Annotated in this window: 15 protein-coding genes; 7 read left to right on the top strand and 8 right to left on the bottom strand. The window is 59.5% G+C overall.

Going from position 1 to position 17483, the window contains the following annotated elements:
* The first annotated feature begins 9 nt into the window (after positions 1 to 9).
* Complete coding sequence (gene fghA, locus HSS18214_RS0116225) at positions 10 to 864, top strand: S-formylglutathione hydrolase (protein ID WP_016916326.1); 855 nt, start codon at positions 10 to 12, stop codon at positions 862 to 864.
* A gap of 12 nt (positions 865 to 876) precedes the next feature.
* A complete protein-coding gene (gene mtgA, locus HSS18214_RS0116230) occupies positions 877 to 1593 on the top strand; it encodes a monofunctional biosynthetic peptidoglycan transglycosylase (RefSeq protein ID WP_016916327.1) in 717 nt (238 codons plus the stop codon).
* A 7-nt stretch (positions 1594 to 1600) separates the two neighbouring features.
* Here mtgA and HSS18214_RS0116235 read toward each other — a convergent pair whose 3' ends face one another.
* Positions 1601 to 2368 carry an EAL domain-containing protein gene (locus HSS18214_RS0116235; RefSeq protein ID WP_193365628.1) on the bottom strand — a complete coding sequence of 256 codons (768 nt, stop codon included), beginning with the start codon at positions 2366 to 2368 and terminating at the stop codon, positions 1601 to 1603.
* A gap of 36 nt (positions 2369 to 2404) precedes the next feature.
* Entirely contained in the window at positions 2405 to 3328 is a 924-nt protein-coding gene (locus tag HSS18214_RS0116240; protein WP_016916329.1) for a DMT family transporter, read from the bottom strand.
* Between the two features lie 143 nt (positions 3329 to 3471).
* Between HSS18214_RS0116240 and HSS18214_RS0116245 the strand changes: the two genes are divergently transcribed.
* From HSS18214_RS0116245 to HSS18214_RS0116255, 3 genes are all read left to right on the top strand, one after another.
* On the top strand, positions 3472 to 3861 hold the full coding sequence (locus tag HSS18214_RS0116245; protein ID WP_016916330.1) for a DUF4168 domain-containing protein: 390 nt from the start codon (positions 3472 to 3474) through the stop codon (positions 3859 to 3861).
* A gap of 226 nt (positions 3862 to 4087) precedes the next feature.
* A complete protein-coding gene (locus tag HSS18214_RS0116250; protein ID WP_016916331.1) occupies positions 4088 to 5998 on the top strand; it encodes a DUF294 nucleotidyltransferase-like domain-containing protein in 1911 nt (636 codons plus the stop codon).
* Between the two features lies 1 nt (position 5999).
* The gene (locus HSS18214_RS0116255; protein ID WP_016916332.1) at positions 6000 to 6725 is read left to right on the top strand and encodes a 3'-5' exonuclease; all 726 of its coding nucleotides are present in this window, start codon (positions 6000 to 6002) and stop codon (positions 6723 to 6725) included.
* A gap of 95 nt (positions 6726 to 6820) precedes the next feature.
* Here the strand turns inward: HSS18214_RS0116255 and HSS18214_RS0116260 are convergent, their stop codons facing one another.
* A complete protein-coding gene (locus HSS18214_RS0116260) occupies positions 6821 to 8461 on the bottom strand; it encodes a BCCT family transporter (protein WP_016916333.1) in 1641 nt (546 codons plus the stop codon).
* A gap of 445 nt (positions 8462 to 8906) precedes the next feature.
* Between HSS18214_RS0116260 and HSS18214_RS0116265 the strand changes: the two genes are divergently transcribed.
* On the top strand, positions 8907 to 9329 hold the full coding sequence (locus tag HSS18214_RS0116265; RefSeq protein WP_016916334.1) for a hypothetical protein: 423 nt from the start codon (positions 8907 to 8909) through the stop codon (positions 9327 to 9329).
* 243 nt (positions 9330 to 9572) lie between these two features.
* On the top strand, positions 9573 to 9767 hold the full coding sequence (locus HSS18214_RS18365) for a hypothetical protein (RefSeq protein WP_016916335.1): 195 nt from the start codon (positions 9573 to 9575) through the stop codon (positions 9765 to 9767).
* A 283-nt stretch (positions 9768 to 10050) separates the two neighbouring features.
* Here HSS18214_RS18365 and HSS18214_RS0116275 read toward each other — a convergent pair whose 3' ends face one another.
* The 5 genes from HSS18214_RS0116275 to HSS18214_RS0116295 form a co-directional block, all read right to left on the bottom strand.
* Positions 10051 to 11451: a sigma-54-dependent transcriptional regulator gene (locus HSS18214_RS0116275; protein ID WP_016916336.1), complete on the bottom strand. Its 1401-nt coding sequence runs from the start codon at positions 11449 to 11451 to the stop codon at positions 10051 to 10053.
* An 11-nt stretch (positions 11452 to 11462) separates the two neighbouring features.
* The gene (locus HSS18214_RS0116280) at positions 11463 to 12908 is read right to left on the bottom strand and encodes a sensor histidine kinase (protein WP_016916337.1); all 1446 of its coding nucleotides are present in this window, start codon (positions 12906 to 12908) and stop codon (positions 11463 to 11465) included.
* Between the two features lie 212 nt (positions 12909 to 13120).
* Entirely contained in the window at positions 13121 to 13996 is an 876-nt protein-coding gene (locus HSS18214_RS0116285) for an AEC family transporter (protein ID WP_016916338.1), read from the bottom strand.
* A 75-nt stretch (positions 13997 to 14071) separates the two neighbouring features.
* The gene (locus tag HSS18214_RS0116290; protein WP_026001996.1) at positions 14072 to 14992 is read right to left on the bottom strand and encodes a LysR family transcriptional regulator; all 921 of its coding nucleotides are present in this window, start codon (positions 14990 to 14992) and stop codon (positions 14072 to 14074) included.
* A gap of 190 nt (positions 14993 to 15182) precedes the next feature.
* Entirely contained in the window at positions 15183 to 17369 is a 2187-nt protein-coding gene (locus HSS18214_RS0116295) for a TonB-dependent receptor domain-containing protein (protein ID WP_016916340.1), read from the bottom strand.
* Positions 17370 to 17483 lie beyond the last annotated feature (114 nt).

A 17483-nucleotide genomic window follows, 5' to 3' on the forward strand; every position in this document is an offset into this window, starting at 1 on the left:
AGCCTGCCTATGAGCATGAGTGAAACGTTGGAGCTGGTGTCGGCAAACCGCAGTTTTGGCGGTTGGCACAAGCGCTACCGCCACTACTCCCGAGCCCTGGACTGCGACATGGTCTTTGCGGTGTACCTGCCGCCACAAGCCGAAAACGAGCGGGTGCCCCTGCTGTGGTGGCTGTCGGGGTTGACCTGCAATGACGAAAACTTCATGCAGAAAGCCGGCGCGCATCGCATTGCGGCAGAGCTGGGCGTGGCGATCGTATGCCCGGATACCAGCCCGCGCGGCACGGAGTTGCCCGGCGAGCATGAAAGCTACGATCTGGGGTCCGGCGCAGGTTTCTACGTGAACGCCACCCAGGCGCCCTGGAAGCCTCACTACCGCATGTACGATTACGTGGTCGAAGAGCTGCCGTCCGTGGTGCGTCAGCATTTTCCGGTCAATGGCCGCGAGTCGATCAGCGGGCACTCCATGGGAGGGCACGGTGCATTGATTCTGGCGCTGCGTCATCCGGGGCGCTTCCGTTCGGTATCGGCCTTTGCGCCGATCGTGAACCCGATGAACTGCCCTTGGGGGCAAAAAGCCTTCACCAGCTACCTTGGGGAAGATCAGACCCGCTGGCGCCAGTACGATGCCTGCGAGCTGGTGGCCAATGGCGCTTCCCGGCAACGGTTGTTCATCGATCAAGGGGAAGCCGATCAGTTCCTGGAAGAGCAGCTGATGCCCGAGCGTCTGGAAGCGGTATGCGCCGAGCATGATCACCCGCTAACGCTGCGCCGTCAGCCAGGCTACGATCATAGTTACTTCTTCATCGCCTCGTTCATCGAGGACCATTTGCGCTATCATGCGGAGCACCTCATGAAACGTTAAGGGTACCGAGACATGGTCAATCGCGCGCTGCGCCGAGTTCTTCGTCTGCTTTGGCGTCTTGTTTGGCGTGGCGCGCTGGCCTTTGTGCTGCTCTCGGTGGCGCTGGTGTGGCTGTTTCGCTTCGTGCCGCCGCCGGGTTCCATGGTGATGGTGGAACGCAAGGTACAAAGCTGGGTCCATCGCGAACCCATCACCATCCAGCACCAGTGGCGTAGTTGGGACAATCTCTCGAATAACGCCAAGCTGGCGGTGATTGCCGCCGAGGACCAACGCTTCCCGATTCATCGTGGTTTCGATGTGGTGGAGCTGCGTCGTGCCTGGGAGGCCAGCCGCGATGGCTCGAGGCTGCGGGGAGCCAGTACGCTCAGCCAGCAAACGGCCAAGAACGTTTTCCTATGGAGTGGGCGCAGCTGGCTGCGCAAAGGGCTGGAAGCGTGGTTCACCCTGCTGATCGAAACCTTCTGGAGCAAGCAGCGGATTCTGGAGGTGTACCTGAACGTGGCCGAGTGGGATACCGGGGTGTTTGGGCTGGAAGCTGCCGCCGACCACTACTTTGGTGCTTCCGGAAGTGCCTTGACCGAGCGCCAGGCCAGCCTGCTGGCGGCCATCCTGCCTAGCCCGCGCACTCGCAGCGCATCGCGACCCGACGCCCAGGTCGAGCGCCGCGGCCAGTGGATCCGCCAACAGATGCGTAATCTGGGTGGCACGGCTTACCTCGAACGGCTTTGAACCTTCTTCAATCGTATTGCTCGTCAGCCACGCTGGCCAGCACACCTACCTGTGGCCTGGCGAAATAGTACCCCTGCTGTACCGAAATGCCCAAGGCCAGCAGGCAGCGTGACTCTGCCCGTGTCTCGACCCCTTCGGCCACCAGTTGGGTGCCCAGCGTGCGCGCCAGGGCGACCAGGCTTTTGAGAATGGCCTGCCGCCGTGGATTGCCGTCGCAGCCCATGACCAGCTCTCGGTCTACCTTCAGCGTATCCGGTCGCAAATCGGTCAACAGGTTCAGGTTGGCATAGCCGTTGCCAAAATCATCCAACGACGTGGTGAACCCCATGCGGCGATAGCTATCGATGATGTCGCGCAGGTGTGTTCGGTCGACCACCCGTTCGGTTTCGGTGATTTCGAAGTTCAGCCGCTCGGTGGGCCAGCCCACCCGGCGTGATGTCTCCAGGGTGGATTGAATACAGGCTTCGGGTTCGTAAACGGCATTGGGTAGAAAGTTGATCGAGAGGCGCGCTTCCATCCCCAGCGCACTGGCCAATTCGATGGCTTTGACCCGACACGCCTGGTCAAAGCGATACAGCAGGTCGTCGGTCACCTGCTCAAGAATGGAAAAAGCGGACTCACCGTTGACGCCTCGTACCAACGCCTCGTAATAGATCACTTCACGACGTGCTACGTCCACGATGGGCTGAAAGGCCATGGTAAACGCGAACGGTACCGGTGTGTCGCAGCGGTTGCAGACGCCGTTTACCCTGGCGCAATGAGGTTGTGCTGTCATGTTCTTCCAAGCCCTGGAACGATCAAAATTATTAGGTTATTTGCTGGCGGATTTGACGACCATCACCACCCCGGCGATGGCAATGAGCATGCCGATGAGCCCCATCAGCGGCAGCCGCTCATCAAATAGCCACCACGCCTGTAGCGCGGTCACGGGAGGCACCAGATAAAAGAGGCTTGCCACGCGAGAAGCCTCCCCCTTCTTTATCAAGGCCATCAGTAACAGGATAGCGGCAATTGACAGAATCAGCACGAGCCAGCCCAGGGTCAGCAGGAAGGTTGTGCTCCACATTATGGAGCGGGTCTCGAACAACAGCGCCCCCAGGCCCAGCAGGGTGCCTGCTGCCAGGTACTGAATCACTGCACCCGACAGCAGCGGCATGCTGGTGCAGTAGCGTTTCTGGTACAGCGTGCCCAATGAAATACCCAGCAATGCGGCCAGTACACTGACCAGTGCCCCCATGCCAAAGCCGCTGAACAGCGAACTGCCAAACTCCAGTTTGCTACCCAGTACCAGGCAGATGCCCACCAGCCCCAGCGCCAGGCCTAGCCACTGCCGCGCGCCCAGGCGTTCGCCCAGCAGTGGGCCTGCACAGGCGGCGGTCAACAGCGGCTGCAAGCCCACCAGCAAGGCCGTCAAGCCTGCTGGCATTCCCAGGTAAATGCCATAGAATACGCCGCCAAGATAGGTGGCATGCACGAGCAGGCCCGAGACCCCGATATGCATCCATAGCCTTGGTGAACTCGGCCATGGAATGCGCATCAGCAAGGTCAGCGGTACGAGCAGCAGCAGCGTCAACACGAAGCGGATAAACAAAAACGTGAAGGGTTCGGCGTAGGGCAGGCCAAACTTGGCACCAATGAACCCCGTGCTCCATAACAGCACGAAGAGCCCAGGCATGGCAGCCAGCGCGAGCGAATGGCTGTGCATGTTTTGCAAGGCCTTGAAGTGGCTAGACATAAAGCTCCTATTGCCAGCGTGTTGTTTATCTGTTGTTGCGTTCTGTTCTTCTTGTAACGTGTTTTTACATAAAAGATTGAACCTGTGCCTGAACCACGCGTCCCACTGTGCACATTCATAACGCGCCAATGAGGTTTCTTACCATGCAACGTATGACTGCTTTGTTCTCTGCTGCTCTCCTTGCCACTGGCCTGATGGCGGGCACTGCCCACGCCCAGCAAGCCCAGGACCCGACACAAGATCCGATGGCGACCCAGCAGGCGCCTGCACAGGATTTTTCTGATCAGCAGCTACAGCAGTTCGCCGATGCTTCTCAAGAAATCGCCGTGATCTCTCAGGAGTACACACAGCGTCTGCAGGAAGCAGAAGACGAAGCTGCCCAACAGGAAGTTCGCGCTGAAGCCAATGACCGCATGATCGAAGTGGTCGAAGATAGCGGTCTGGACGTCGATACGTTCAATGCTATCGGACAATCCATCCAGCAGGATCCGGAAATGATGCAGCGTGTACAGGAAATGGCTAGCCAGTCATAAGCCTGTTGCCACCGCCTCTGGCGGTGGTGAACCATCGAGACAGGCAGGATAGTGCCAGATTTTCCTTAACGTGCGAAGTACCTGCCTGTTCTGTGGTCCAAAAGCCCAGCGCCAACGCGCTGGGCTTTTTTGCGTGGTTCACCCAGGTTGAAGGTTGTCCTCTACCGACGCACACGCCACACTAAATGGCTGATCATTAACCCTTTGAGCCTCTGCAGGAGAGCGTATGGACGTGGAGCTTCTGGAAATCCGCCAGCACATGGGACAGTTCCCGCCATTCGATGGGCTGTCCGATGAGCTACTGGACGCCATTGCCGCCCGGGTGGAGGTAAGTTACTTCAAGACGGGTAGCGACATTCTCGAGCTGGGCGCCCCCCTCGATGAGCTGTGCTATATCCGCAGCGGTGCAGTAGAAGTGTATCGGCGGCAGGGCGAGCTCTACAATCGTCTGGCAGAAGGAGACATCTTCGGTCATTTCAGCCTGCTGCGTAATCACAAGGTGCGCTTTCCTGCCAAGGCCATCGAAGATACGTTGATCTATTTCATACCCAACGACGTTTTCCAGCGGCTCTGTGAGGAAGACGATGAGTTTGCCGACTTCGTGGAGCTGGAGCGGCCACGGTTGGAAAGCGCTGCCGAACATCAAAAGAAGTCCAACGACATGATGGTCACGCGCATACGCAAGCTGGTGACACGTTATCCGGTGATGGTGGAGTCCACCACCAGCGTTCAGCAGGCGGCACAGCAGATCAGCGCTGCCCAGGCATCAGCCGTACTGGTGATCGAGGAGGGGAGCAATCATCCTCGCTACAGCTTTCAGGACAGCGAAGGCAAGACCTGGCAGATGTGCGGCATTCTCACCGACAGCGATTTCCGCACGCGGGTCGTGGCCGAAGGGCTGGCGCCCTCCACGCCCGTGGGCGATGTGGTCTCAGAGCGGTTGATTACCGTCCAGTCGGATGCCACGGTCTACGAGGCCATGCTGGTGATGCTGCGCAGTAACGTACATCACTTGCCGGTGTTGTATCGCCAGCGCCCGGTAGGTGTAGTGCATCTTTCCGATATCATTCGCTACGAGACCCATAGCGGGCTTTATCTGGTCAGCAATATTTTCAACCAGTCCAGCGCCCAAGGGTTGGCCAGGCTGTTGCCCGATGTGCGTGCTGCCTTTGTACGGATGGTGCAGGAGGGGGCCAATTCACAGATGGTGGGCAGCGCGCTATCGACCATCGGGCGCAGTTTTACCCGCCGTTTGCTGGAGTTGGCCGAAGAGTCGCTGGGGCCACCCCCGGTGCCTTACTGCTTCATGGTCAATGGGTCCATGGCGCGTAACGAGCAGAGCATCGTGACGGACCAGGACAATGCGCTGATCTTGTCCGATGATTTCGACCCGGACGAGCACGACGCGTATTTCCAGGCGCTGGCAGCCTTTGTCAGCGATGGATTGGCCGCCTGTGGCTACACCTATTGCAAAGGCGATGTCATGGCCACCAACCGCCAGTGGCGCCAGCCGCTGAGCGTGTGGAAACGCTACTTCCAGGACTGGATGGCCAACCCCACCCCGGAGAGGTTGCTGCACAGCTCGATCTTTTTCGACCTGGACAGTATCTATGGCGAAGAACACTACGTGGAAGCGCTTCAGGACCTGATCGCCCAGACGGCACCTCAGTCGCCGCTGTTTCTGGCCGCCATGGCGCGTAATGCCTTGAACCGTACGCCCCCGCTGGGCTTTTTCCGCACGTTCGTGATGGAAAAGGATGGCAAGCACAACAACTCCATCAACCTCAAGCGGCGTGGTACGGCGCCCATGGTAGACCTGATTCGTGTGCATGCGCTGGCCTGTGGCTCCAAAGCGCAGAACTCTTTTCAGCGGCTGAACGACATCAGCCAGACCCAGCTGTTGGCCACCGGGGTCAGCGACAAGCTGAGTTATGCCCTGGAGTTCCTGTGCATGTCGCGTATTCGCCATCAGGTCATCGACCTGCAGGAAGAGCGCGAGCCGGATAACAACATCGAACCCGAAAACGTCGAAGACAGCGAGCGGCACACGCTCAAGGATGCGTTTCAGGTGCTCAGCCATGCGCAGAAATTCCTGAAATTCCGCTATCCGATTCCCACGCAACGGCAGGGGCGCTGATATGCACGGTATTCGCCCACGCCAGAAAATCACTCAGGCCGACTGGGCTGGCTACATGGCAGCCCGCGCCCAGCGCGCGCAGGACGAGGCGCTGCAGCGCTTTTTCCGCACTCCCTTGCCAGACCCGGAGACTCCGCTGGCTCAGGTACCCATGGTGGCGCTGGACCTGGAAACCACCGGGTTGGACGAGCGTCGCCACGGTATCGTCAGCGTGGGGGCCGTGCCCTTTACGCTGGGGCGGATACCGCTTGCCCAGCGACGTTACTGGGTGGTGAAGCCTGCGCGGCCGCTGGACGAAGCCTCCATCGCCTACCACCATATCACCCACTCGGAGGTGGCTGACGCCCCTGATCTGGACGAGGTGCTGGATGAGCTGCTGGAGGTGCTGGCGGGCCGAGTGGTGGTGGTCCATTTTCGCAACATCGAGCGCCCTTTTCTGGATGCCGCCGTGAAGGAACGGCGCGGCGAGGGCGTGCTGTTTCCCATGATCGACACGATGTCGCTGGAGGCCAGGCTGCATCGGCAGACCCTGTGGGCGCGCTTTCGCCGCTGGCTGGGAAGGCCGCCGGTCTCGATTCGGCTCAATGCCAGCCGTGAACGCTATGGCTTGCCGCCCTACCAGGGGCACCACGCCCTGGTGGATGCGTTGGCCACCGCCGAGCTACTGCAGGCACAAATCGCCAACCGCTACTCACCGGATACGCCGCTCAAGGCGCTGTGGTGCTGACGGACTAGAGTGGGGGTAGTGGCAAACACAAAACGGGCAGCCCATGGGCTGCCCGTTTTGCGTAAGGCCAGCAAGAAACGCTGGCCAAGGAGGGATCAAACGGCTTTGGGTTCGCTCATCAGCCCTTTGATGATGGCGTAGCAGGCCACCAGCAGGATGATGGTGAACGGGAAGCCCGTCGATACGGCCATGGTTTGCAGGGCCGTCAGGCCGCCACCCAAGAGCAGGGCGATGGCAATGGCCCCTTCAATGATCGCCCAGAACACGCGCTGCGGCTTGGGAGCATCCACTTTGCCACCGGCCGTGATGGAGTCGATGACCAGCGAGCCCGAGTCAGACGAGGTCACGAAGAAGATGATGACCAGCAGAATGGCAATGAACGAGGTGATCTGCGACAGCGGCAACTGCTCCAGCATCACGAACAGCTGCAGGTCCACACCGGCGTCACGCACGGCTTCGATACCCTGGCTCACGTACTGGTCGATGGCAGTGCCACCGAACGTGGTCATCCATAGCACCGAGACGATCGAAGGCACCAGCAGCACCGAGATCAGGAATTCACGAACGGTACGGCCACGGGAAACCCGCGCGATGAACATGCCGACGTAGGGTGACCAGGAGATCCACCAGGCCCAGTAGAAGGCAGTCCAGCCCTGGCTGAAGTTGGCATCTTCACGGCCAAAGGGGTTGGAGAGGGCCGGTAGATGCACCACATAGTTGATCAGGTTTTCGAAAAAGCCCGTGGCAATCAGTAGGGTGGGGCCTACCGCAATGACGAAGAACAGCAGTGCCGCCGCCATGGCGATGTTGATTTTCGACAGCAGCTGTACGCCTTTGTCGACCCCGGCAACGATAGAGCCGATGGCAATGATGGTGATGCCGATGATCAACAGGATCATGGTGACATCGCTTTCCGGTGCGCCGAACAGGTAGCTCAAGCCAGCAGCGGCCTGGGTAGCCCCCAGTCCCAGCGAGGTCGCCAGACCGAACAGCGTGGCAAACACCGCCAGAATATCGATCAGGTGCCCTGGCCAGCCCCATACGCGCTCACCCAGCAGCGGGTAGAACACGGAGCGCATCGACAGCGGCAGACCCTTGTTGAAGGAGAACAGCGCCAGCGACAGCGCGACCACGGCGTAAATGGCCCACGGGTGCAGACCCCAGTGGAAAATGGTCGCGGCCATGCCCAGCGCAGCGGCAGCAGCCGTGTCACCTTCGGCCCCGGCCAGCGGTGCCCAGTCTCCGCCGTCCAGCGAGGTGCCAAAATGGGTCAGCGGCTCGTTGACGCCGAAGAACATCAGCCCGATGCCCATACCCGCCGCAAACAGCATGGAAAACCAGCCGGTGTAGGTGAAGTCAGGCTTGGCATCTGCCCCGCCGATACGAATCTTGCCGAGAGGGGATACGATCAGCCCCAGGCAAAGCAGCACGAAGATATTGGCGGCCAGGATGAAGAACCAGGCCAGGTTGCCGGTTAGAAAACCGAAAATAGAGTCGTAAAGCGGTGCGATGGTGTCCTGTAGCGCCAGCGTGAGGATCACGAACAGCAGTACCACCAGCGCCGAGATGGTAAATACCTTGCCGTGCAGGTCAAGGCTGAACCCCATGGTGCTGGTGGTAATGTTGTCCTGACCGATCACGTAGTCGGTATCGATCAGGTTGGCCGGGCCATCTGGGGCAGGAATGCCCTCCGAGACCGGCTCTTCAGGGGGACGTTTAGCGTCTGGGTTTTCCACAAAAGCCTCTCCATGTTGGACAAAAACTGCCGAAGGTGACGGGACGGACCCATGGCAGGCGAATGATGCAATTACTAGGGTAGCAAATGTTGATTAATGTTTATCAACGCAACCGCGACGTATCATGAGTGGAAAGCGTCAGTCGGGTAGCGAAAGCTTTTATAATGTGAAAGCGTGATTTTTTATTTTTTTGATTAAAAATTATTATACATGGTCTGTGCCGGTGTGTCACAACGCGACCGGTAGCTGAGCTGAAAAATGCCACATGTGTCATTTTGAACCTGCCAGATGCCAAGTCGACAGCAACAGTTGGTGTTCATTTTTTGTTTTTAAATTACTGTTTTTATTTTATTTTTATTTTTTATCGCGCTTTTGGCGTGCTGTGTGCAGTTTCTTGGTAAGACTCAGGTCAAGCAACATCTAATCAGTAGTGGAGGCAACTCTTATGGATAAGCAGATTCCCCAGACAACCAAGCGTCGTCCTCGTGTATTGACGCTCTGCATGCTCGCCGCAGCGGTCAGCACGCTGGCATTGGCAGGTTGTGGAAATGGTGAAGATGAGATGCCCCCGGCTCAGCAGCCCGAGACCATGGAACAGGATGCGACCTCAGGCCAAGTGCCCGGTACTACCGAAGGTGACAGCATGATGGGTGAAGAACCCGCTGGCACCATGGGGGACGACCCCATGGCCGCCGATCCAGGTTTGGAAGATGATGCGGCAGCCACCCAAGAGCCTATGCCCGGTGAGGGCGCTGATATGACCGACCCGCAGGAAGAACCCGGTTTCGGTGAAGGCACCGACCCAATGCCCGGCGCTAATGACGAAGTGCCTGCGGATGATGAAGACGACATGACCACGACTCAGTAAGGTTTACCGCTCCCTACGATGGCAGGTCGCCCAGCTGTCTGTTCCCTGCGGCTGCTCCACACGGCCTGTCATCCTTTCGCCCCCGCGCCCGCGGGGGTTTTTTTGCATCCTGGTCAGTAGCCGCTAAAGTTAAACAGGCAGGCGTTAAACAAGCAGGTGTTTGGCCTGCCAAATGAATTCAACGATTTCGCTTTCAATAGGGGCGTTTTCAAAAAGAAATTTTCAAAAGGGAAGGAGCACGACATGAAGTCACCAAAGCACCAGCGTGTATATGCAATGTTGTTCAGTGCGCTCTTGATGACCGGTGTATTGGCGGGGGGTGGCGACAGCTCGCCGCCTAACGGAGAGCCCGAACCGGAAGAGCCAATGAGCACCGGCCCCATGGCCAATGATGGCACCACCCCTGAAGAGACTCCTGGGGAGGGCGTGGATAATTAGGTTCTACGAAGACTGGAGTGAATCAATTGGCCTCCCACAGGGTGATTCAGGCAAGGTGCTTGCTCAGGTTGTGGGAGGGAGCTTCAGCTCGCGATGATTCCAGCACCCAGCTTGATATGGGTGCCCGCTCAGACAGTCGCCCAATAAAATTGGCCTCCCACAGGTGGGCTGGGCCATGGCTTTCACATGGCTATCCACCATAAACAAGGTTCATCGCACTTTGCCGGGAATTGCTTCGCTTCAACGAGACCGCCCCCTGACATGGGGGCGGTTTCGTTATGGCTCACTCGTCGCTGTCTTCCAGGCGACGGTAGAGCGTTCGCCGCGCGATGCCCAGAACTTCCGCGGTACGGCGCTTGTTGCCGCCAGTGGCTTCCAGTACTTTGCGGATGTAGCGTTTCTCCACCTCTTCCAGACTGGGCCAGCGGGCCGGCGCAGGGGCCGGTGCCGAGGTGCCGGGCAATACTTCGCCACTCAAGGTCGGCGTGGGGTCGTCACCGTTTTGCTGATGGACCTGGTCGCGTAGACGCTCGGGCAGGTCCTGGTGCTTCAACAGGCCCTCCTCACTCAAGGTCACGGCCCGCATGATGGCGTTTTCCAGCTCGCGCACGTTGCCAGGGTAAGTGTAGTTGAGCAGGCTGTTGAGTGCTTCGGGCTCGATATGCTCCACCTGTTTGTGCTGAGACTCGGCGTGTTTGTCGATCAGCGCAAAGATCAGGTGTTCCACATCGGTGCCGCGCTCGCGCAGGGGAGGAATACGCAGCGAGAACGTTTCCAGACGATAAAACAGGTCGCTACGGAAGTTCTCCTGCTCGATCTCCTTTTCCAGGTTGCGGTGGGTGGCCGCAATGATGCGCACGTCCACCGGTTCCTCGCGCTCCCCGCCCACCGGGCGAACGGTCTTCTCTTGCAGAGCACGCAGCAGTTTGGCCTGCAGGTTGATCGGCATTTCACCAATTTCATCCAGGAACAGGCTGCCCCCCTGGGCGCTCTGGAACAGGCCCTTGCGGGCTTCGTTGGCGCCGGTGAAAGCGCCTTTGACATGGCCGAAAAACTCGCTTTCCATCAGGTCGGCGGGAATGCTGGCGCAGTTGACGGGCACAAAAGGCGCGTCGTGGCGGCTGCTCTCCTGATGAATGGCCCGCGCCAGCAGTTCCTTGCCGGTACCGCTTTCACCCAGAATGAGAATGGGGGCGTCGCTTTTGGCCAGCCGTGAGGCATCGTGAAACAGCGACTGCATCGCCGGGCTTTTGCCCACGATGCCATGGAAGTGGCTCAACTCGGTATCGTGGGACAGCGAAAGGCGCTGGCGCTCCAGCACACGAAACACCGCTTCGCGAATCGCATCCAGATCCAGTGGCTTGGTCAGAAAATCGTCGGCCCCCAGCTTCAGGGCTTCCACGGCCTGGTCGATGGTGCCAAACGCGGTAATCACGATGATGCCCAGCTCGCTGCCGCTCTGGCGAAGCTGCTGCAAGAGCTGAATGCCGGTCATGCCCGGCAGCCGTACATCGGTGATCATCATCGCCACCGGGGTATGGCTAAGTAGCGCAATGGCTTCTTCGGCGCTGGCGACGCCTACGGTTTCATAACCCGCGTCGTGAAGCTCCTCTTCCAATAACTCACGTATAGCGGCGTCATCTTCCACCACCAAAAGCGGTAACAGGTGTTCCTGATGGGTCACAAACGTTGTCCTCAAGCGGATGCGGTTTCACAAAGGGGCAGCGTGATCTCGAAGCCAGCACCGCCCAGGGTGCTGTCAAAAACGCCAATCGTCCCGCCGTGGTCGTTGATAATGCGGTGCACCATGGACAGCCCTAGGCCACTGCCTTGCCCCACCGGCTTGGTGGTGAAAAAGGGGTCGAATACCTGATGGTGATGGGAGGGCGGTATGCCTGGCCCGTTATCCTCTACCCATAGCGTCAGCTCTTCCTCATGGGCCTCGGCGCGGACACGAATATGGCTCACGTCGGGCGCTTGCGCTGCATTGCGAAACAGGTTGGTCAGCACCTGGATGATCTGCTGGCCATTGACCAGTAAATGGGGGGTCGGTGTCGGAAGATCAATATCCAGGCGAATATTTCTTGGCTCCAGCTCTTCCTCGACCAGCTCGCTGGCACTCAGGATAAGCTGGTCCAGCGCCTGATTTCCTTTCTCTACGTTATGTTGTCGGCCCAATTCCATCAATTGGCGCACGATTTCGACGATGCGTTCGACTTCGCCGCGTATTCTGCCCAGCCGGGCGCGCTCATCGTCGCTGATGGTGTCCCGGCGTGCCAGGCGTTGGGCCTGGCCGTTGATGACGGTGAGCGGTGCGCCGATTTCATGGGCAACCCCTGCCGCCAGTACGCCCAGTTCGGCCAGTTTCTTGGATTTGCGCAGGCGCTTTTCGAGTTCGATCTCGCGGCGCTGACGATCCTCGATATCGCGGTCCTTCTCGGCCATGGCGTCCAGCATGCCGTTCAGGCCTGAGGCCAGGCGACGGTATTCGGTAGGGCCATCCGCGGTGGCCCGTTGGCTGCGGTCGCCGTCCTCTACCAGCAGCATGACGTGCAGCAGCCGGTTCAGGGGGCGCTCGATGTAACGCCGGAAGCCCCACCAGATGCTGAACACGATGCCCGCCGCACCGATGACGAAGACCAGCACGGCCACGATGCTGATGAAGCCGGTATAGTTTTCGATGCCGGTATTCAGGCGGTTGACCTGCAACACGCCCTGCACGCTGCCATCCTGGGTGCGCAGCGGGATCAGTGCCGAGTAGTAGGTCCAGCCCTCCTGCTGGCGATAGTTGCTGTAGAGGTCATCGCGTTCGATGACTTTCCGGATCTCTTCAGGGGTGAACAGGTCCTTGCCCAGCCCCAGGCCGTATACTTCGCGTCCATGGGTGTCGAACACATAGGCACCGTAGATACGGTGAAACGAGAAGGCCGACTGCAGGGCCTCCTCCAGAGGGGTGGCGCTGTCGCGGGCCACCGCGTAACTCAGCGACGTGCTCAGCGCCCTGGTGATGATCTCCACCTCGGTTTGCAGCTTGGAGCGTACGTTATCCTCCAGCGACTTGATGGCCACCAGGCTGAATACCACCAGCACGATGAAAAGCGGCACAATCACCGTGAGAATGATCAAGTTACGTAAGCGCATCGTCTATCCGTGGTGGTCAGTGAGTAGAAGCATCCTCGCGGCGATGGCGAGCCAGCCAGCAGGGCGTCCCTTGGCTGGCGTGGAGGCAGTAAGCGGGAAGACGTTCAACACAGCGGGCTGACGTTCGGACATGGTCGATTCTCCGGTCACGTTGGCTAGGTGGGTCGGTTCAGTCTAGCAGTGACTGCGACATGGGGGTGGGGTTCCCCATCCTACATCAGTAGGGCCAGCAGCAGTGGCAGGTAAATCAGTGCCAGCAGCGTAGAGCAGAAGACCAGGCTGGCCACATAAGCGGGCTCGCGCTGGGCGCGTTGGGCAAACAGATAATTGAACACGGCCACCGGCATGCACATCTGTACCACGAGGATGCTTTGTGCCAAGGGCGGCAACCCCAGCCAGGCGGCGATGAACCAGGCCGTTACGGCGGCCAGCGGGATGCGGATGAGGCTGAAACCCACGCCGGAGCGCAGGCTCTTGACCTGGATGCTGGCCAGTGAAACTCCCAGGGTAATCAGCATCAGCGGCACCGTGAAGCCCGACATCAGATCCACGGTATTGGCCAGCCAAGGGGGCAGCGGCGTGTCGGTGAGCAGCAGCGCCATGGCGATGACGATGGCATACACGGTGGGCGTTTTGGCCAGCGTCTTGAGCGGATTGCCCTTGGTATCCAGTACTGCCCCTAGGGTGAACTGAAACAGCGAGACGGTCACCATGACCGTGATGCCGTAGGCAAACCCGGCGCTACCGAAGGCATACAGCACCACCGGCAGCCCCATGTTGCCCGTATTGGGGTACATCATGGGGGCGATGACCACCCGCCAGTGGTAGCCCAGCAGCCTGGCCACCAGAAAGCTGGCGGCCCCCATGGTCAGGATGACCAGCGCAGTGGCCAGCATGACATGGCCAAAGGTGCCTGCATCGATATTGGCCCCGGACAGCGATGCCAGTACCAGCGCCGGGGTGCCGATGTTGAAGACCAGACGCGTAATGAAATCGACGGGGTAGGGGTGCCCAAGGCGTACCCAGGCATAGCCAAGTCCAGCGCCTGCCAGTACAGGGGCCATGACAGCGAACAGTTCGGCGAGCATCAACGTTCCTTGACGGGGTTCAGCGCTCTATTGTCGGTAATAATGCACCCCTCAGGCAAGCAGGGTAGCGGAGTGTCAGGCATTGACCCGTGGGCGAGTGGTTTGCCACTCGGCAGGGACTTGTTCGCGCAGAAACTCCAGCAGGGCGTTGACTCGCCGGGAGTGCTGGCCGTAGGCGTATAGCATGGTGATGGGCAGGGCCGCAGGCTCCCAGCCCGGTAGGCAGCGCACCAGATCCCCCGGGTGATGCGTTTCGCGCCGTGCCACTACCCAGTGAGGCAGCAGGCCAATGCCCTGGCCATAAGCAATGGCATCGATGTGCAGTACCGTGAGATCGACGCGTAATCGCGAGCGGGGCGCATCGAACAGGTAGTCGGGATGCTCTGAATGATGCAGCAGCAGCCCGTTGGAAGCCGTATCCAGCAGGTCGATCCAAGCGTGCTTGCCAAGTTCGCTGGGGTGCTGTGGGCGGCCTGCCTGTTTCAGATAGCCTGGGTTGGCATACAGCCCCCGCGAAAGATACCCCAGCCGCTCCTGATTGAGCCCGCATTCGTGATTGGCTCCCAACCAGATATGCACGCTGTTGCTGTGCATCTTGCTGGGCGGCGTTTCGCGGGTGTGCAGGGTCAGCTCCACTTTGGGGTAACGCGTCAGAAAGGCATCCACGACCCCCGCCATCCAGCCTCGGGCCAGGGCGCCATGCACTTCCAGGGTGACCTTGCCGCTGATCTCTTCACGCAGCTCGGCCAGCGCCTCCTGGCTATGGGCTGCCATGGCCAGCAGCTCGTTGCAGTAGCTGTGGAACAGCAGCCCCGCTTCGGTCGGGATCAAGCGATTGGCCTGGCGCCGCAGCAGCGGCTGATTCAGGCGGGCTTCCAGTTGGCTGATGCGACGGCTCAGGGTGGACTTGGCCAGCCTCAGCTTCTGGGCGCTGCGGGTCAGGCTACCCGTCGACATCACATCGGCAAATGCGGCAAGTTCATCGAAATCGTACATGGCACGGCCACCGAGCTGAGTCATGGAGCGAATAGTGTGCCATTTATTTTGATGAATGAAAATAATTTATATTTGTGTTTGTATTTGAGGTTTGGAAAAGGTCTTCTCAGCTGCGGATAAAAAAAGCCCTGGCACCAGGCCAGGGCATCAATTCAGCATTGAAACAGTAAGGGTCGTAGGCGACCTACGATCAGAACTCGTAAGTAGCAGACAACCAGAAGCTGCGACCGTTCAGCGCAACACCGTCAGTGGAGCGGCCGGTTTGGGTGTAGCGGTAGGCTGCGTAGGTGTCACCGTTGTGCTCGAAGGTGTCGTAGGCGGTGAAGTCCTTGTCCAGCAGGTTCTGGACCGCGCCGGTCAGCCGCACGCTGTCGGAGAAGCGGTAGGTGCTGCGCAGGTTGAACAGCTCATACCCGTCCAGCTTGTTGCCTAGCTGTTGATACAGTGAGAGCGTTTCACCCGACGTGGGCAGGCCTGCCGAGAAGCGCTCGCGAGAAGAGTAGTACTCGCCTTCCAGCGTGGTGCTCCAGCGGTCGTTGACCTGCCAGGTGAGGTCGGCGGTCAGCTTGTGCTTCGGCGTGTTGGTCAGAATCATCCCTTCGTTATCGCCGGAGGTGATCTCGGAGTCGGTGAAGGTATAGCCGCCGCTGACACGCCAGTCCGGGGCGATCTGATAGTTGGCGCTCAGCTCGACGCCGCGGGTCTCGGCGCGGTCGATATTGGTCGACTGCCCGAAGCTCTCCTGCTGGGTAAAGTTGCCCACGCTCAAGCAGTTGGCCAGCCCTGCATAGGGCGTATTGCCATTGCTGTCGATGAACTGGCAGTTGGGAATATCGTCAGCATCGGCAATACGATCGCGGAACTGGGTGAAGAACAGCGTTGCCCCGGCAGAGAAACGCTCCTGATCGTCGTAGATGGCGCCAATTTCATAGTTGGTGCTTTTTTCCGGCTCCAGGTCCGGGGTGCCAATATTGACCGTTGCCCCCTGGCCGCCAAATCCGTTGATGCCATCATGCAGCTGGTTCAGCGTGGGCGTCTTGTAGCCTTGGCTGATACCACCTTTCAGCGTCCAGTGGGGCGTGGTGTTCCATACCAGGTAGCCGCGCGGGCTGAAGTGCCCGCCAAAGGCGTCGTGGTTTTCGTAGCGGCCACCCAAGGTCAGCGCCAGATCATCGCGCAGCAGCCACTCGTCTTCCACGAACGCGGCCCAGCTGTTCTGCTCGAAACGCTCGTTGCCTGCCGTACCGTCTTCCAGGCGGGCGTCGATGTACTGGCCGCCGACGGTCACCATGTGGTCACCCAGCGGGGCCACGAACTTGCTGTCGACCACGATATCGCGGTTTTCCAGCAGGCGGGGTTCGCCGCCTTGTGCCACGTAGCCGTAGTCGGGGGCATTGCCCGCTGGCAGGGTGCGGCCCAGGGTTTCGGTTTCGCTATGGCTGATGCTGCTTTCCCAGGTGCCCGCTTCGAAACGTCCGGTATGGCCAATGGCGACCTGATCGCGGTTGAAGCGCATTTCGTCTTCATAACCAAACACCCGCGCGGGGGTGTCCAGGTTGCCCAGGCGGCTGTCGCTGTTGTCGTAGGTCTGGCGGGAGCGCTCGGCATCCAGCCAGAATTCGTTCGTTTCATCCGGCGTGACGTTGATGCGCCCGCCGATGGAGTAAATGCGCGCTTCCGAGGGGCGCGGGTCGCGACCTGAGCTGTTCTCGATCATGCGCTCGGAGCTGTCGCGGTCAAACAGGCGGCCGCGTAGCTGCAGACCCACGGTGTCTTCCACCAAGGGGCCAGAGGCATAGAGGTTGATGGCGGAGCTGTTGCCTTCGTCGCGATTCTGCTGGAAGGAGTTTTCCACCGACACCGAGCCTGCCCAATCCTGGCCAACGCGGCGCGTGATGATGTTGATCACGCCACCCATGGCATCGGAGCCGTAAAGCGTGGACATCGGCCCACGAATCACCTCGATACGTTCGATGGCAGAAAGCGGGGGGATGAAGCTGGTGGCGGTCTCACCAAAACCGTTCGGGGTCACATCGCCAGAGGCGTTTTGGCGGCGGCCGTCGATGAGGATCAGGGTATAGCTGCTGGGCATGCCACGAATGGAAATGTTCAGCCCGCCGGTCTTGCCCGTGCCTGCGCGAACATCCACTCCCGGTACGTCAGCAATGGCTTCGGCAATGTTGGAAAACTGCTTCTGCTCCAGCTCTTCACGGGTCACCACGGAAATACTCGCGGGCGCGTTATTGAGCGTTTGCTCATAACCGGCCGCCGTCACGACCATGTTGTTGAGCTGGGCAGTTTCCTGAGCATTGACGGCGGTGGCGGTCATGCTGACAGCAATGGCGCTGGCCAGTGCAGAGCGTGTAAAGCGTGGCATGGTGATCCCCTGAGATGAAACTTATTTGCTAATGAAACTGATTATCAAAAGAGGTTGGGATTCTAAGAAGAAAAGTTCCCATGCGCGAGGCTGTTTCATCGAACGGTGCGTTGC

Source organism: Vreelandella stevensii S18214 (assembly GCF_000275725.1).
GTDB classification, from domain to species: Bacteria; Pseudomonadota; Gammaproteobacteria; order Pseudomonadales; family Halomonadaceae; genus Vreelandella; species Vreelandella stevensii.

Excerpts from the sequence above, each read along its gene's own strand:
- HSS18214_RS0116240 (WP_016916329.1), bottom strand. The coding sequence starts at position 3,328 with ATGTCTAGCCACTTCAAGGCCTTGCAAAACATGCACAGCCATTCGCTC.
- HSS18214_RS0116285 (WP_016916338.1), bottom strand. The coding sequence starts at position 13,996 with ATGCTCGCCGAACTGTTCGCTGTCATGGCCCCTGTACTGGCAGGCGCT.
- HSS18214_RS0116295 (WP_016916340.1), bottom strand. The coding sequence starts at position 17,369 with ATGCCACGCTTTACACGCTCTGCACTGGCCAGCGCCATTGCTGTCAGC.
- HSS18214_RS0116290 (WP_026001996.1), bottom strand. The coding sequence starts at position 14,992 with ATGTACGATTTCGATGAACTTGCCGCATTTGCCGATGTGATGTCGACG.
- HSS18214_RS0116235 (WP_193365628.1), bottom strand. The coding sequence starts at position 2,368 with ATGACAGCACAACCTCATTGCGCCAGGGTAAACGGCGTCTGCAACCGC.
- HSS18214_RS0116245 (WP_016916330.1), top strand. The coding sequence starts at position 3,472 with ATGCAACGTATGACTGCTTTGTTCTCTGCTGCTCTCCTTGCCACTGGC.
- fghA (WP_016916326.1), top strand. The coding sequence starts at position 10 with ATGAGCATGAGTGAAACGTTGGAGCTGGTGTCGGCAAACCGCAGTTTT.
- HSS18214_RS0116250 (WP_016916331.1), top strand. The coding sequence starts at position 4,088 with ATGGACGTGGAGCTTCTGGAAATCCGCCAGCACATGGGACAGTTCCCG.
- HSS18214_RS0116255 (WP_016916332.1), top strand. The coding sequence starts at position 6,000 with ATGCACGGTATTCGCCCACGCCAGAAAATCACTCAGGCCGACTGGGCT.
- mtgA (WP_016916327.1), top strand. The coding sequence starts at position 877 with ATGGTCAATCGCGCGCTGCGCCGAGTTCTTCGTCTGCTTTGGCGTCTT.
- HSS18214_RS0116280 (WP_016916337.1), bottom strand. The coding sequence starts at position 12,908 with ATGCGCTTACGTAACTTGATCATTCTCACGGTGATTGTGCCGCTTTTC.
- HSS18214_RS18365 (WP_016916335.1), top strand. The coding sequence starts at position 9,573 with ATGAAGTCACCAAAGCACCAGCGTGTATATGCAATGTTGTTCAGTGCG.
- HSS18214_RS0116265 (WP_016916334.1), top strand. The coding sequence starts at position 8,907 with ATGGATAAGCAGATTCCCCAGACAACCAAGCGTCGTCCTCGTGTATTG.